The sequence below is a fragment of the Streptomyces physcomitrii genome, from assembly GCF_012273655.1.
GTDB classification, from domain to species: domain Bacteria; phylum Actinomycetota; class Actinomycetes; order Streptomycetales; family Streptomycetaceae; genus Streptomyces; species Streptomyces physcomitrii.
On the sequence record NZ_JAAWWP010000015.1, the window covers coordinates 86,793 to 101,639 of the forward strand.

Here is a 14,847-nt window from a genome sequence, read left to right on the forward strand (position 1 = left end):
CGACTCCCGGCGCTCTCGGCCATCCGCCAGGTTCGGCCACCCGGCGAGATGTCCGGACCCGGCTCAGGACGGCGACCGGTCCCCGCTCAGGCCGTCCTCCGCAGCAGGGCCAGATACATCGCGTCGGTCCCGTGCAGATGCGGCCACAGCTGTACGTCCGGGCCCTCGCCGAGGGAGGGGACCGAGGGGAACAGGGGCCGTGCGTCGAGGAGTTCGGTGGTGCCGTCCTTGTGCACGTCGTCCACCACGGCGCGGGTCTCGGCCAGGTGCGGTGAGCAGGTGGCGTACCCGACGACGCCCCCGATCCGTACCGAGGCGAGCGCGCTGCGCAGCAGGGCACGCTGCAGCGGCGCGAAGCCCTCCAGGTCCTCGGGGCGGCGCCGCCAGCGCGCCTCCGGGCGCCTGCGCAGCGCCCCGAGGCCGGTGCACGGCACGTCCATCAGCACCCGGTCGAAGCTGCCGGGCGCCCACGGCGGGCGGGTGCCGTCGGCCGTGACGACCTGGTACGGGCCGGGGTTGCCGGCCAGGGCCTTGGCGACAAGCCCCGCCCGGTGCGGCTGCTTCTCGGCGGCGAGCAGGCTCGCGCCGCGCCGGGCGGCGAGCCCCGCCAGCATCGCCGCCTTGCCGCCGGGCCCCGCGCAGCCGTCGAGCCAGCGGGTGTCGCGGCCTTCGAGCGGAGCGGCGGCCAGGGCGAGCGCCACCAGCTGGCTGCCCTCGTCCTGCACGCCCGCGCGGCCCTCGCGGACCATGTCGAGGGCGCCGGGCTCACCGCCCTCGCTGAGCCGCACAGCATAGGGCGACCAGCGCCCGGGCAGCCCCTGCTCCTCCCCCAGCGAGTCCAGGACCTCCTCCGCCGTGGCCCGTCCGGGCCGGGCGGCGAGGGTGACCTCGGGGCGGTCGTTGTCCGCCTCCAGGAGGTCCTCGATCCCGGCGCGACCGCCGCCGAGCGAGTCCCACAGCGCGGAGACGATCCAGCGCGGGTGGGAGTGCATCACGGCGAGGTGGTCCTCGGGATCGTCCTCGTACGGCGGCGCCACCCGCTCCAGCCAGCCGCCCAGGTCGTACCGGGCGATCTTGCGCAGCACGGCGTTGACGAACTTCGCTCTGCCGTCGCCGAGCACCACCCGCGCCAGCTCCACGCTCGCCGAGACCGCGGCGTGCGAGGGGATACGGGTGCCGAGCAACTGGTGCGCCCCGAGCGTGAGGACGTCCAGGACCGGCGGATCGACCTCCCGCAGTGGCCGGTCGACGCAGTCCGCGATCACGGCGTCGTAGGTCCCCTGGCGCCGCAGCGAACCGTAGACCAGCTCGGTGGCGAGGGCGGCGTCCCGCGCGTCGAAGTCGCCCTTGGCACGGGCGGCGCGCAGCAGCGGGGGCAGGACGAGGTTGGCGTAGGCGTCGCGTTCGTCGACGGCGCGCAGGGCCTCGAAGGCGAGGATCCGCACCGGGTCCTTCTGGGGACGCCGGTAGGGCTTGGCGGACTTGCCGTGACTGCTGGACTTGCCGGGCTTGCCGCTCTTACGGGGACGCCGGTCGGGCTGGTCGTTCAAAGGTGCTCCGCTGCAGGATGGCCGCCCGGGAGGCTCCTCCCGGACGCGAGCCCGCCGGGGTGGCGGACGGATGGGTCGGACGCTCCAGCCTAGGTCCTGTCTGATAATTGATCTTGTGGTGGGTCGTGGTGAGTTGACGGATGCGGCGTGGTCGCGGATGGCGCCGCTGTTGCCGGGTGTTGATGGGCGGGGTCGTCCGTGGCGGGATCACCGGCAGGTGATCAACGGGGTGTTGTGGCGGTTGCGGACGGGTGCTCCGTGGCGTGATCTGCCGGAACGGTTCGGGCCGTGGCAGACGGTCTATGAGCGGTTCGCCCGGTGGGAGGCGGACGGGACTTGGGCCCGCCTGCTCGAGGAGGTCCAGGTCCGCGACGACTCGGTCGGGGCGGTGGAGTGGAGCGTGTCGGTCGACTCCACGATCAGCCGTGCCCACCAGCACGCATCCGGCGCCCGCAAAAAGGGGCAGCGTCGGGGGACGAACTGGAAGATCCGGAACGCGCGGCGGATCGTCAGGCGCTCGGCCGGTCCCGCGGCGGGCTGACCACCAAGGTCCACCTCGCCTGCGACGGCCGGGGCCTGCCTCTGGCCGTCCTCGTCACGCCGGGCAACATCAACGACTCCACCGCCTTCGACGCGGTCCTGGACGCGGTGAGAGTACCCCGGGCCGGCGTCGGTCGGCCGCGCCGCAGGCCCGACGCGGTCATCGCCGACAAAGCGTATTCGTCACGGGCGATCCGCCAGACGCTGCGGCGCCGGGGCATCCGAGCCGTCATCCCCGAACGGGCGGACCAGAAGGCCAACCGGATGCGGCGCGGCCGGGCCGGCGGCAGACCACCGGCATTCGACCGCGACCTCTACAAGGCCCGCAACGTCGTCGAACGCTGCTTCAACCGTCTCAAGCAGTTCCGCGCGATCGCCACCCGCTTCGACAAACTCGCCGACCGCTACAAGGCCGGCATCCGCCTCGCGTCCCTCATCCTCTGGCTCCGCAAACCCAGCCAAGATCATTTGTCAGACAGAACCTAGGGCCTGTCGTCAGAACTCCCCTCGTCGCCCGGAGGGCGGCGTCGCGGCGTCTGGTGCGTGCTCGCCGGGGGTACCCCCTGCTCGAAGAGCTGGGCGGAGTGCCGGGTGCAAGGCCTCGTACCGGACGTACTCGGCCTTGCACCCGGTGCGGCGAGAGCGCGTGCCAGGCGCCGCGACGCAGAGGGGAGTCCGACGGCAGGCCCCAGGGCCTGCCGGACACTGCGCGCCCGCCGGACAAGCGCCCCGTGCACACACTCCCGGCCGCGCCGAGCGCCGTAGGGCCGTCCCTCCGGGCGACGGCGCGCGGCGTACGAAGGCCCTGGAGGCGCGGTCTCCGAAAGTCCCTAGCGAGACGCGTCCGGCGCGCCCACCCGCTCGGCCGCCGCGATGCGCACCCCGCGGGCCCAGTCCGGCGCGCGCATCGGCTTCTTGCCCTGCGGCTGGACCCACAGCAGTTCGACGGCGTACGAGCCGGTGCCCACGTACACATTGTTCTTGCCGGCGGACAGCTCGCCCGGGGCCAGGTCGGTGTGGGCGGGGGCGGGGATCGCCTGGATGAGTTTGAGGCGCTCGCCGCGGAAGACGGTCCAGGAGCCGGGCGCGGGGGTGCAGCCGCGTACCAGCCGGTCGACGCGGAGCGCGGGGGCCCGCCAGTCGATCTCGGCGTCCTCCACGGTGATCTTGGGGGCCAGGCTGATCCCGTCGGCGGGCTGCGGCACGGCCTTCAGGCTGCCGTCCGCGATGCCGTCCATGGTCGCCGCGAGCAGTCCCGAACCGGCGAAGGCGAGCCGGGTCAGCAGGTCGCCGCTGGTGTCGGTGGGCCGGATCTGCTCGGTGACGGTGCCGTAGACCGGGCCGGAGTCGAGGCCCTCCTCGATCAGGAAGGTCGAGGCCCCGGTGATCTCGTCGCCCGCCATCAGCGCGTGCTGCACGGGGGCGGCGCCGCGCCAGGCGGGCAGCAGCGAGAAGTGGAGATTGACCCAGCCGTGCGCCGGGATGTCGAGGGCGACGCGCGGCAGCAGGGCGCCGTAGGCGACGACCGGGCAGCAGTCGGGGGCGATCTCCCGCAGCCGCGCGAGGAAGTCCTCGTCCTTGGGCCGCCCCGGCTTGAGCACCTCGATCCCGGCTTCCTCGGCGCGCTGGGCGACCGGGCTCGCGACCAGCCGCCGCCCGCGGCCCGCGGGGGCGTCGGGCCGGGTCACGACCGCGGCCACCTCGTGCCGGTCGGAGGCGAGCAGGGCGTCCAGAGCGGGTACGGCGACCTCGGGGGTCCCGGCGAAGACGAGCTTCATGGGTGGAGTGCGGCCTCTCGGGCGGAGCGTGACGGGCAACTCCTCAGTCTATGGGCCGGATGGACCGCCCGCCGCGGGGGCGTGCGTCCCGCCGCGCGCCATCCGCATATGCCCACGCGCCCCCTGGGCGTGACCATGGCGGGGGTGGCGCGTTGGTCAAGGAAGAGTTGACCAAGGGGTGCCTACGCGTACGCATCCCATCCGCTTCAACGCCGGTTCGAGAGGCTTGTTCATGGCCGACCACGCAACGCACGACGCCCAGGCACGGGCCAGCCTGCATCTGTTGGTGCGGGACATCGAGCGGGTCCGCCGGCAGGTGGACGCACTGCGCACCCTCACCGCCCAGTTGGGCAACGTCTACCGCCCGCGCCGCTCCGGGCCCTCCACGGGCTTCGTCGTCTACGGGCGGGCCCCGGCGCCCACCGTCCGCCTCGCCCAGGAACTCCGGGACAGCGTCGAGACCCTGGTGACCGCCGCCGTCGACTTCGACCGCTCGCTCGGCTTCTCCTGGGACGCGGTCGGCTCCGCGCTCGGAGTCACCAAGCAGGCCGTGCACCGGCGTTACGGTTCCCGGCGCGCCGCCACCACCCAGCCCGTCCCCGTCGACTCCGAGCACCCCGCGGAGACCCCCGCACCGGTCACCGTCGCCCAGCCGCTCCCCACGGTCCCGGCCGCCCGCACCATGCCGCCCCAGCCCTCGGCGGGCCCCCTGCGCGAGGAGCCCCGCCGCCCGCTCCGCGAGGACCAGCAGCCCCGCCCCGGCGCCTTCCCCGGCCCCCGCGGCGGCTGAACCAGCCGTCCACAGCACCCGGTCGAACCATCCACCCACCGGACCCGGCTGGCTCAACCACCCGGAGAACCACGGCAGTTGCGCCCCTCACGGGCTTGCGGTGAGGGGCGCCGTCGCGTCGGGGCGGGGTCTGCTCCCTTGACTTGAGAACGGCGCTGGGTACGTGAGAAGGGCGTCGGCGGCTCGGCATCGGATGCGTGGCGATCAGCCCGAGAGTCGGTGCGGGGCGCATGGCCGGAGAGGCAGGTGGACGACTGCCGCACGACCGGGGCCAGGCCAGGCCGGGGCCCGGTCTGGGGCGGGGCGGGGCGGCTGAAGACCGCCCGGCGGGCCTGCCCGAGATGCTGTCCGGCGGTTGTCGGCGACCCACCGGGGGCAGGGCCCTCCGGCAACCAGCAGCCCTCCGCCGGGAGTTCCCCTCCCCCTCTCCCCTCCTCACCCGATGTCCGGCGGATCCACCCGGATCCGTACCGGCTCCGCCCCGCTCCCCCCTGACCGCGCCAGTCGTCCCGCCTGCGCCGTCTTCAGTGCCGCGGCGAGGGCGGCGCCGCTGCCCGGCGGTACCCGGATCAGGGCCCGCTCCCACTGCTCCCCCGGCGGCGGGGCCCCCGTCCTGCGGGGCCGTGCGGGGTCGGTGACGGGCAGCGGGACCGGCCCCAACAGCTCGGCGTCGGTGGGGAGTTCGGCCTCGCGCAGGAAGGAGGACACCGCCTGCGGGGCACCGGAGACCGCGGCCATCCGGGAGACCGGGGGGAAGCCCAGCTCGGCCCGCTCGCCGAGTTCGCGTACCGCGTGCCCCACCGGATCCCAGCGCACCAGCGCCTGGACGGGACGCAGCCCCGGCTCGGCGACCACCACCACGGTGCCGCCCGCCTCCTGGCCCCGTACCAGCGCGGCCGCGCCGATCCACCGCCGCAGTGCCTCCTCGCCCGCCCGCAGATCGGGCCGCCCGAGCAGCGCCCAGCCGTCGAGCAGCAGCGCGGCGGCATAGCCCCCCTCGGCCACCGGCTCGGCCCCCGGAGTGCTGACCACCAGCGCGGGCGAGTCGGGAACCGTGTCCAGTACGTGCTCCCGCCCCGAGGTCCGCACCGGCACCGCGGGAAAGGCGCGGCCCAGCTCCTCGGCGGTCCGCCGGGCCCCGACGATCTGGGCCCGCAGCCGGAAGGCCCCGCACTCCTGGCAGTGCCAGCGCGGCTCCGGCTTTCCGCACCAGGCGCAGTGCAGGGTGCCGTCCTCGCAGGCCTGGAGCGCGCCCGCGCAGTGCCGGCAGCGGGCGGGCGTACGGCAGCGTTCGCAGGCGAGCTTGGGTACGTAGCCGCGCCGGGGCACCTGGACGAGCACGGGCCCGTGCCGGAGCCCTTCCCTCGCCGCCTGCCAGGCGAGACTCGGCAGCCGCGCGGCGCGGGCCGCCTCGTCCCGGGCCAGCTCGGCGTCGCCGACCGTGCGGATGAGGGGGGCGGCCCGGCGCACCTCGGCCCGTTCGGCCGTCAGCGGCTGCGCCCAGCCGGTGGAGACCAGCTGGGCCGCCTCCACCGTGCAGCTCCAACTTCCCAGCAGGAAACCGCATTGGGCGTGGGCGGCGCGCAGCAGCAGCACCTCGCGGGCGTGCGGCTGGGGGGCGTGCTGCTCGCTGTGGCTGCCGTCGCCGTCCTCCCAGAGGGCGACCAGACCGAGGTCGCGGACCGGGGCGAACATCGCGGCGCGGGTGCCGATCACCGCCCGTACCGAGCCCCGGTGGACGGCGAGCCACTCCCGGTAGCGCTTGGCGGGCCCGGCGTCGGCGGTGAGGACCGCGTGCCGCCCCTCGCCGAGCACGGCCTGCAGGGCGGCGTCCAGCCGTGCCACCGCGCGGCCGTCGGGCAGCACGACCAGCGCCCCGCGCCCGGAGGCGAGCGCGGCGGTCACCGCGAGCGCCAGCTCGGCCGCCCACTCGGGCCCCGGCAGCGCGGTCCACACCGCCCGCGGCGACTCACCGGCGCCGAGCGCCGCCACGAAGCCCGGCCCGCGCGCATACCGCTCCCAGCTCCCGGCCCCGGGCACCCCGGGCGGCGGCAGCGGCTCGGGGGAGGCCTTCTTCTCCGCCTGTGCGTTGCGCGGTGGAACGGCGAGCTGGAGCACATCCGCGAGGCTGCCCGCGTATCTGTCGGCGACCGCGCGGGCGAGGCCGAGCAGCTCGGGGCTGAGGACCCGCTCCGGCGACACCACCTGGGCGAGCGCGGCCAGCGGCCCCTGGTAGTCGGACTCGGCCCGCCGCTCGACCAGGAAGCCGCCGACCAGCCCGCCCCCTTCGCGGCGCCCCTTGTGCACCTGCCCCTTGCCGGCCCCGAACCGGACGCGCACCCGCACCCCCGGCTGGGCCTCGGCGTCGAGCTCCTCCGGGATCGCGTAGTCGAAGTACCGGTCCAGGTGCAGCGCCCCCCGGTCCACGAGCACCCGGCCGACCGGCAACTCCGGCGCCAGCGCCGCCCCCCGCCAGGTACGCGGTTTCGCCCGCGGCTTCTTCGCCTCCCGCACACTCTCCCGAATCAGCGCAAGCTGCTCCGGCGGCGCCCCCTTCCCGCCCCGCTCCTCCTGCTCGTCCCCGCTGCTCACACAGGAATTCCTACCAGACGGAACGGACAGCGCCGGAGTTGTCCACAGGCCGGCGACAACGACGGAAGCTCGTTGTCCACAGGCCTGGCGCCCTCCCCGTACCGCCTGGCCGAATGTGCACCCTCGACACCGCGGACGGTCCCGAGTTCGCTTCCGACCCGGACGAATCGGATGAGGCGGAAGCATTCCCCACCGGACGCGGAGTCTCCCAGGCATGCGCTTGGATGGGTGCGTGACCGTTCATGACACCGCCCGACAACTGCCTGCAATACCTGTCCTCCGTGATCACTGCCGTTCCATGGCCATGCTGGAGGCGATCCTCAGCCCTGAGTGGGAGTACCGCTACTACTCCTTCGACGCCCGCTGGTCCGAGGCGGAGGCCATGGCCTCGATGCGCGATGGGTCCGGCGACGAGTACTCGATCGTGTTCTCGGCGGCCGGCGCCTATGTGCGCGGGTTCGCGCATGAGTCACCCATGAGTCCGTATACCGAGGACGGGCCGTGGCCCGGCGTACTCGACGATGTGCCCGCTGTCTTCCAGTCGTGTGTCGAGGAACCGGCCTTCTCGGACAAGGACGGGATGCCTGTCGTCACCGCCTGCATATGGCGCGAGGCGGGGGACGATCACTGGAAGACCGGGACGATCGACTTCCCCGAAGCGGGAACGGGTGACCCGGACGGCGCCGCGGACTTGTTCGGTCTGCTGGTGGACCGCTCCGCGGAAGCATTTCAGCGCTGGGCCGAGGAATACTACGAGGCCTCGGTCGACTTGGTGGCGGTTCGGCACGTCCTCTCCTCGCGTCCGCTGACCGAAGCAGTGGTCCACGCGTTGAATCCAGAGATCACACCGGCGGACCTGGCAGAAGACGTCACGGAGATCGGCTATCCGCTGGACTGAAGCACAGAGCAGGGCCCGGCCCCTCCGAAGAGGTGCCGGGCCCTGGCTCGTCTGCGCGGAACTGCTCAGAGCCCCGCGGCCGCCTTGAGGGCAGGTACGCGGTCCGTCCGCTCCCAGGTGAAGTCCGGGAGTTCGCGGCCGAAGTGGCCGTAGGCCGCGGTCTGGGCGTAGATCGGGCGGAGGAGGTCGAGGTCGCGGATGATCGCGGCGGGGCGGAGGTCGAAGACCTCGGAGACCGCGGACTCGATCTTCTCCGGGGCGATCTTGTGGGTGCCGAAGGTCTCGATGAACAGGCCCACCGGCTCCGCCTTGCCGATGGCGTAGGCGACCTGGACCTCGCAGCGCGAGGCGAGGCCCGCGGCGACGACGTTCTTGGCGACCCAGCGCATCGCGTACGCGGCGGAGCGGTCCACCTTGGACGGGTCCTTGCCGGAGAAGGCGCCGCCGCCGTGGCGGGCCATGCCGCCGTAGGTGTCGATGATGATCTTGCGCCCGGTCAGGCCCGCGTCGCCCATCGGGCCGCCGATCTCGAAGCGGCCGGTCGGGTTGACCAGGAGGCGGTAGCCCTCGGTCTCCAGCTTGATGCCGTCGTCCAGGAGCGCCTTCAGTTCGGGCTCGACGACGAACTCGCGGATGTCGGGGGCGAGCAGCGAGTCCAGGTCGATGTCCGAGGCGTGCTGCGAGGAGACGACCACGGTGTCGAGGCGGACCGCCTTGTCACCGTCGTACTCGATGGTGACCTGCGTCTTGCCGTCCGGGCGGAGGTAGGGGATGGTGCCGTTCTTGCGCACCTCGGAGAGGCGCCGGGAGAGGCGGTGGGCCAGGCTGATCGGGAGCGGCATCAGCTCGGCGGTCTCGTCGCAGGCGTAGCCGAACATCAGGCCCTGGTCGCCGGCGCCCTGACGGTCGAGCTCGTCCCCCTCGTCCCTCTGGGAGGCACCTTCGACCCTGCTCTCGTAGGCCGTGTCCACGCCCTGCGCGATGTCGGGCGACTGCGCGCCGATGGACACCGAGACACCGCAGGAGGCGCCGTCAAAGCCCTTCTTCGAGGAGTCGTAGCCGATCTCCAGGATCTTGTCCCGGACGAGCTGGGCGATCGGGGCGTACGCCTTGGTGGTGACCTCTCCGGCCACGTGCACCAGGCCGGTGGTGATCAGCGTCTCGACGGCGACGCGGGAGGTGGGGTCCTCCCGCAGCAGGGCGTCGAGGATGGTGTCGCTGATCTGGTCAGCGATCTTGTCGGGGTGGCCCTCGGTGACGGACTCCGAGGTGAACAGACGGCGGGACACATCGCTCCCTGGGGTTGCAGCGGCTGCTGGCTGAGCATTGACGGACCCGGCCGGGAGCTGCGCCCGGCGTGGTGGTCCGCGACCAGTTTATCGGTCGGTACGCGCCGCCGGACCAGGTGTCTCCCTAGTTGAGAGCCCTGTGACCTGCGGCACGGGCATTCTGCTTCAGCAACACCCGGGATAGCCAGGGCCACGCCGCGTGATTCGGGCCCGTTCACAAGCCCGCCATATACCGGGTGACCGGCCACGGAACACCCGATTGTCGGCCACGCGGCGGCCAGGACCGGCCATGCTCCGGAGGGCTCCCGCGGACTCCGCGATTCCGGGGTCAGGAGGCGTCAAGCGGCGTCAGGAGACCAGACGGGCGGCGACCAGATCCCAGACGGTGTCGGCGAGGGCTTCCTTGGGACCGTTCGGCACGGGGGTCTCGCTGCCGTCCGCGCCGAGGACCACGGCCTCGTTCTCCTCGGCGCCGAAGGTCTTGGCCTCGCCCACCTCGTTGACCACCAGCAGATCGCAGCCCTTGCGGGCCAGCTTGGCGCGCCCGTTGACCAGGACGTCGTCGGTCTCGGCGGCGAAGCCCACCACGAGCTGGCCCGGGCGGGGCCGCGCGGCCGCGATCTCGGCGAGGATGTCCGGGTTGCGGACCAGCGCCACGGGCTCCGGCTCCTGGCCGTCCTTCTTCTTGATCTTCCCGGTGGCGTACGAGGCGGGGCGGAAGTCGGCCACGGCGGCGGCCATCACCACGGCGTCGGCGTCCGTGGCCGCCTTCACCACGGCCTCCCGCAGCTCCTTGGCGGTGCCCACGGGGACGACGTCCACCCCGGCCGGGTCGGGCAGTTGCGGGTTGGCGGAGACCAGGGTGACCCGGGCCCCGCGCGCGGCGGCGGTACGGGCGAGGGCGTACCCCTGCTTCCCGGAGGAGCGGTTGCCGAGGAAGCGCACCGGGTCCAGGGGCTCGCGGGTGCCGCCCGCGCTGATCACCACATGGCGCCCCGCGAGGGCGGGCTCGCGGATGCCGCGGGCGAGCACCCGGCGGGCCAGGGCGAAGATCTCGGCCGGGTCGGGGAAGCGGCCCTTGCCGGTGTCGGCGCCGGTGAGGCGGCCGACGGCGGGCTCGACGACCAGGGCGCCGCGGCGGCGCAGGGTGGCGACGTTCTCCTGGGTGGCGGGGTGCTCCCACATCTCGGTGTGCATGGCAGGGGCGAAGAGCACCGGACAGCGGGCGGTGAGCAGGGTGTTGGTGAGCAGGTCGTCGGCGAGGCCGTGGGCGGCCTTGGCCAGGATGTCGGCGGTGGCCGGGGCCACGACGACCAGGTCGGCCTGCTGGCCGATGCGCACGTGCGGCACCTCGTGGACGTCGGACCAGACCTCGGTGGCGACCGGGTTCCCGGACAGGGCCGCCCAGGTCGCCGAGCCGACGAAGTGCAGGGCCGCCTCGGTGGGCACGACGCGGACGTCGTGGCCGGATTCCGTGAGCCGCCGCAGCAGCTCGCACGCCTTGTACGCGGCGACTCCGCCGCTGACCCCGAGAACCACCTTGGGTTTGTCCACCGTCTGCCTCTCCCTGCTCGCCACCGTTGCCTGCCCGCCGAGGACAGCGCACGGCCGTGTCCACGCCACGGCCGGGTCCTGACACACCACAGGCCCGGCGGACACTCTTCCAGCTCTCGCTGGGAGGTGACCGCCGGGCCTGTCGTGAAGTTCACGATCTGGCGCCCGCGGGCGTCCCGATCCTGCTCGTCGGCTGCTTACTGCGCCGGGCCCTCGATGGCCTCGGAGGTGAGCAGACCGGCGTTGATCTCGCGCAGGGCGATCGAGAGCGGCTTCTCGTGGACGTGGGTGTCCACGAGCGGACCGACGTACTCAAGGAGGCCCTCACCGAGCTGCGAGTAGTACGCGTTGATCTGGCGGGCACGCTTGGCCGCGTAGATCACCAGGCTGTACTTCGAGTCGGTGGCCTCGAGGAGCTCGTCGATCGGCGGGTTGATGATGCCCTCGGGCGTGGTGATGGAAGAGGACACGCTCTACCTTCCGAACGATGAGACAGAATGAGACGGAACCGTGGAGTGACGGTGAGTGGTTCTCGGAGGCCGGGCCCCCGGTGTCACACCACGTCCATCAAGGCTAGCAGCTCGCGGGCCACGTCCTCGACGGCGGTGTTGACCAGGGTGGTGTCGAACTCCGACTCCGCGGCCAGTTCGATCTTCGCGGCGTCGAGCCGGCGCTCGATGACCTCCGGCGCCTCGGTGCCCCGGCCGGTGAGCCGGCGCACCAGTTCCTCCCAGGAGGGCGGGGCGAGGAAGACCAGCCGGGCGTCCGGCATCGACTCGCGGACGAGCCGGGCGCCCTGGAGGTCGATCTCCAGGAGCACCGGCTCCCCCGCGCCGAGCCGGTCGAGGACCGCGCCGCGCGGGGTGCCGTACCGGTTGCCCGCGAACTCGGCCCATTCGAGGAGTTCGCCGTTGGCGACGAGCTTGTCGAACTCCTCGTCGGTGACGAAGAAGTACTGCACGCCGTGCTTCTCGCCGGGGCGGGGCTTGCGGGTCGTCGCCGACACCGAGAGCCAGACCTCGGGGTGTTCTTTGCGCATATGGGCGACGACCGTGCTCTTGCCGACCCCGGAGGGGCCGGAGAGCACGGTCAGCCGCGGACGAGCGTCCGGGGGTACGGGGGTCGTCCCCCGGGATGTTGCAGCCATGGAGCGATTATCCAGGTTCCCGGCGGTGCCCGGAAACGTCAGGCCGCGCCACCGCCGAACTCGCGCTCCAGGGAAGCGATCTGGTTGGAACCGAGACCCCGCACACGACGGCTCTCGGAGATGCCGAGCCGTTCCATGATCTGCTTGGCGCGGACCTTGCCGACGCCGGGCAGCGACTCAAGGAGGGCGGAGACCTTCATCTTGCCGATGACGTCGTTCTCCTGACCCTGCTTGATGACCTCGTGGAGCGAGGCGCCGGAGTGCTTGAGTCGATTCTTCACCTCGGCCCGCTCCCGGCGAGCCGCGGCGGCCTTTTCGAGCGCGGCTGCGCGCTGTTCAGGGGTAAGGGGCGGAAGAGCCACGCCTACGTCACCTCGGATGTCGAACTGTCGGATACGGACCGGTGAGGAACCTAGCGGCACCCCACCTGGTGAGCAACGTGCAACGCGCTTGCCCGTTCACTCTCGACGGAGACTAGCGGCCATGACCGCTCCAGTCAGCGAGAACAGACGAAAAGTCCTGGTCAGCCTCGACCGAGCCCGACATTAACGGCATAACACCCGAGAATTTTGAGTTCCTGACCCCGCCGGGGGCGCCGAGCGGCGGCGGGCGGGCTCCGCCGGAGCGGTTCCGGCGCGCGCCGGGCGTCCCCGAGCGCGCCGGAGCACGCCCCGACCGGCCCGGCCGCGGCGGCTCCCGCCACGGCCGGGGCCGCCGGTTCAGGCCGTGCCGAGGGCCGCCCGGATCCCGTCCGCGTACCGGTCGGCGGCCGCGCGCAGCCCCGCCGGGTCCGGGCCCGCGCCGAGCACCGCGCGGCTGACGGCGGGCAGCACCCGGTCCGCCGCGCCCGCGAAGAGCCGGGGCAGATCCGCGGGGGTCGCGCCCTGGGCGCCGATGCCGGGGGCGAGCAGGGGGCCGTTGACCGCGAGGTCCTCTCCCGCTTCGGCGAGGGTGGCGCCGATGACCGCGCCGACCGAGCCGAGCGGCCGTGCGCCCGCGTTCTCGGCGGCGATCTGCCGCAGCATCAGCCCGGCCACGCTGCCGCCGTCCGCGGCGCGGGCCCGCTGCACCTCGACGCCCTCCGGGTTGGAGGTGAGGCCGAGGACGAAGACTCCGGTGCCGTGCGCGGCGGCCAGGTCCAGGGCGGGCCGCAGCGAGCCGAAGCCCAGGTACGGGGAGAGGGTCACCGCGTCCGAGAAGAGCGGGGCACCGGGGCGCAGATAGGTCTCGGCGTAGGCGGTCATGGTGGAGCCGATGTCGCCGCGCTTGGCGTCCATCAGGACCAGGGCGCCGGCCTCCCGGGAGCGGGCCACCGCCGTCTCCAGGACCGCGATGCCGCGCGAGCCGAAGCGCTCGAAGAAGGCCGACTGCGGCTTGAACACGGCCACCCGGTCGGCGAGGGCCTCCACGACGGTGTACGTGAAGCGTTCGAGGCCCGCGATGTCGTCGCCGAGGCCCCAGTCCGCGAGGAGCGAGGCGTGCGGGTCGATGCCGACGCAGAGCGGGCCGCGGGTGTCCATGGCCGCCCTGAGCCGGGTGCCGAAGGGTGCGAGCGGGCTCATGTACGGGCCTTCCGGGTGTCGGCGCCGACGGCGTCGGCGAGGGTGGCGTGGCCGCTGGCGCGCAGCCGGGCGGCGAGTTGCTTGTGCAGGGCCCGGGACCAGAAGGGGCCCTGGTAGACGAAGGCGCTGTAGCCCTGGACCAGGCTGGCCCCGGCGAGGATGCGCTGCCAGGCGTCCTCGCCGGTCTCGATGCCGCCGACCCCGATCAGGGTGAGGCGCCCGCCGGTCCGGGTGTAGAGGCGGCGCAGCACCTCCAGGGAGCGCTCTTTCAGGGGGGCGCCGGACAGGCCGCCGGTCTCGGCGGTGAGCTGCCCGGGCGAGCTGAGGCCCGCGCGGCCGATGGTGGTGTTGGTGGCGATGATGCCGTCCAGGCCGAGTTCGAGGGCGAGGTCGGCCACCGCGTCGATGTCCTCGTCCGCGAGGTCGGGCGCGATCTTGACGAGCAGCGGTACCCGGCGGTGCAGGACCGCCCGGTCCGCCGCCTCGCGCACCGCGGTCAGCAGCGGCCTGAGGTGCTCCACGGCCTGGAGGTCGCGCAGGCCCGGGGTGTTCGGGGAGCTGACGTTGACCACCAGGTAGTCCGCGTGCGGGGCGAGCCGCTCGGCGGACTTCACGTAGTCGGCGGCGGCCTCCGCCTCGGGGACCGCCTTGGTCTTGCCGATGTTGACGCCGACCACGGCCCGGAAGGCGGGCCTGCGGGCGGCGAGGCGGGCGGCGACCGCGGCGGAGCCCTCGTTGTTGAAGCCCATCCGGTTGATCAGCGCGCGGTCGGCGACCAGCCGGAAGAGGCGCTGCCTCGGATTGCCGGGCTGGGGCTCGCCGGTGACGGTGCCGATCTCGATGTGGTCGAAGCCGAGCATGGCCATGCCGTCGACGGCGGCCGCGTTCTTGTCGAAGCCGGCGGCGAGCCCGAAGGGGCCGTGCATGCGCAGGCCGAGGGCCTCCGTGCGCAGCTCCTCGAAGCGGGGCGCGAGGAGGGCGGCGAGGAAGGTGCGCAGGACGGGGACGCGGGCCGCGCGGCGGATCCAGCCGAAGGCCAGGTGGTGGGCGGCCTCGGGGTCCATCCGCCGGAAGACGAGCCGGAAGAAGAGTGCGTACATGGTGGTGGTGTCCTCATGAAGAGGGGGACACCTCTTCGGTGTCCCCC

At 73.3% G+C, this 14,847-nt stretch carries 13 protein-coding genes; 3 read left to right on the forward strand and 10 right to left on the reverse strand.

Going from position 1 to position 14,847, the window contains the following annotated elements:
• Positions 1-86: 86 nt before the first annotated feature.
• Complete coding sequence (locus HFV08_RS22470) at positions 87-1,550, reverse strand: RsmB/NOP family class I SAM-dependent RNA methyltransferase (protein ID WP_168541804.1); 1,464 nt, start codon at positions 1,548-1,550, stop codon at positions 87-89.
• 70 nt (positions 1,551-1,620) lie between these two features.
• Between HFV08_RS22470 and HFV08_RS22475 the strand changes: the two genes are divergently transcribed.
• A protein-coding gene (locus HFV08_RS22475; protein WP_210430647.1) for an IS5 family transposase occupies positions 1,621-2,576 on the forward strand; the annotation gives its coding sequence in 2 pieces (ribosomal slippage) (positions 1,621-2,014 and positions 2,014-2,576; 957 coding nt in all).
• Positions 2,577-2,920: 344 nt separating this feature from the next.
• Here HFV08_RS22475 and fmt read toward each other — a convergent pair.
• Positions 2,921-3,868 (reverse strand): methionyl-tRNA formyltransferase, encoded by a 948-nt coding sequence (gene fmt / locus HFV08_RS22480; RefSeq protein ID WP_168541805.1) that lies wholly within the window; start codon positions 3,866-3,868, stop codon positions 2,921-2,923.
• A 232-nt stretch (positions 3,869-4,100) separates the two neighbouring features.
• On the opposite strand from fmt, the gene HFV08_RS22485 reads away from it, so the two are divergent.
• Positions 4,101-4,658, forward strand: a complete 558-nt coding sequence (locus HFV08_RS22485) for a hypothetical protein (RefSeq protein ID WP_040255114.1) — start codon at positions 4,101-4,103, stop codon at positions 4,656-4,658.
• Positions 4,659-5,093: 435 nt separating this feature from the next.
• On the opposite strand, the gene HFV08_RS22490 is transcribed toward HFV08_RS22485, so the two are convergent.
• The gene (locus HFV08_RS22490) at positions 5,094-7,250 is read right to left on the reverse strand and encodes a primosomal protein N' (protein ID WP_168541806.1); all 2,157 of its coding nucleotides are present in this window, start codon (positions 7,248-7,250) and stop codon (positions 5,094-5,096) included.
• 232 nt (positions 7,251-7,482) lie between these two features.
• On the opposite strand from HFV08_RS22490, the gene HFV08_RS22495 reads away from it, so the two are divergent.
• Positions 7,483-8,148: a hypothetical protein gene (locus HFV08_RS22495; protein ID WP_168541807.1), complete on the forward strand. Its 666-nt coding sequence runs from the start codon at positions 7,483-7,485 to the stop codon at positions 8,146-8,148.
• A 65-nt stretch (positions 8,149-8,213) separates the two neighbouring features.
• Here HFV08_RS22495 and metK read toward each other — a convergent pair whose 3' ends face one another.
• The 7 genes from metK to HFV08_RS22530 all read right to left on the reverse strand — a co-directional run bounded on the left by metK (position 8,214) and on the right by HFV08_RS22530 (position 14,800).
• Positions 8,214-9,437 carry a methionine adenosyltransferase gene (gene metK / locus HFV08_RS22500; protein ID WP_168541808.1) on the reverse strand — a complete coding sequence of 408 codons (1,224 nt, stop codon included), beginning with the start codon at positions 9,435-9,437 and terminating at the stop codon, positions 8,214-8,216.
• A 348-nt stretch (positions 9,438-9,785) separates the two neighbouring features.
• A complete protein-coding gene (coaBC, locus tag HFV08_RS22505) occupies positions 9,786-10,991 on the reverse strand; it encodes a bifunctional phosphopantothenoylcysteine decarboxylase/phosphopantothenate--cysteine ligase CoaBC (RefSeq protein WP_376770692.1) in 1,206 nt (401 codons plus the stop codon).
• Positions 10,992-11,188: 197 nt separating this feature from the next.
• Positions 11,189-11,461 carry a DNA-directed RNA polymerase subunit omega gene (gene rpoZ, locus HFV08_RS22510; protein ID WP_003970369.1) on the reverse strand — a complete coding sequence of 91 codons (273 nt, stop codon included), beginning with the start codon at positions 11,459-11,461 and terminating at the stop codon, positions 11,189-11,191.
• An 83-nt stretch (positions 11,462-11,544) separates the two neighbouring features.
• The gene (gene gmk / locus HFV08_RS22515; protein ID WP_168541811.1) at positions 11,545-12,138 is read right to left on the reverse strand and encodes a guanylate kinase; all 594 of its coding nucleotides are present in this window, start codon (positions 12,136-12,138) and stop codon (positions 11,545-11,547) included.
• A gap of 38 nt (positions 12,139-12,176) precedes the next feature.
• A complete protein-coding gene (locus HFV08_RS22520) occupies positions 12,177-12,500 on the reverse strand; it encodes an integration host factor (protein WP_005319887.1) in 324 nt (107 codons plus the stop codon).
• 357 nt (positions 12,501-12,857) lie between these two features.
• Positions 12,858-13,700, reverse strand: coding sequence for an orotidine-5'-phosphate decarboxylase (pyrF, locus tag HFV08_RS22525; protein WP_168541812.1), 843 nt, complete (start codon positions 13,698-13,700; stop codon positions 12,858-12,860).
• Positions 13,697-14,800, reverse strand: coding sequence for a quinone-dependent dihydroorotate dehydrogenase (locus HFV08_RS22530; protein ID WP_168541814.1), 1,104 nt, complete (start codon positions 14,798-14,800; stop codon positions 13,697-13,699). Before HFV08_RS22530 ends, pyrF begins: the two co-directional genes overlap by 4 nt.
• Positions 14,801-14,847: the final 47 nt, after the last annotated feature.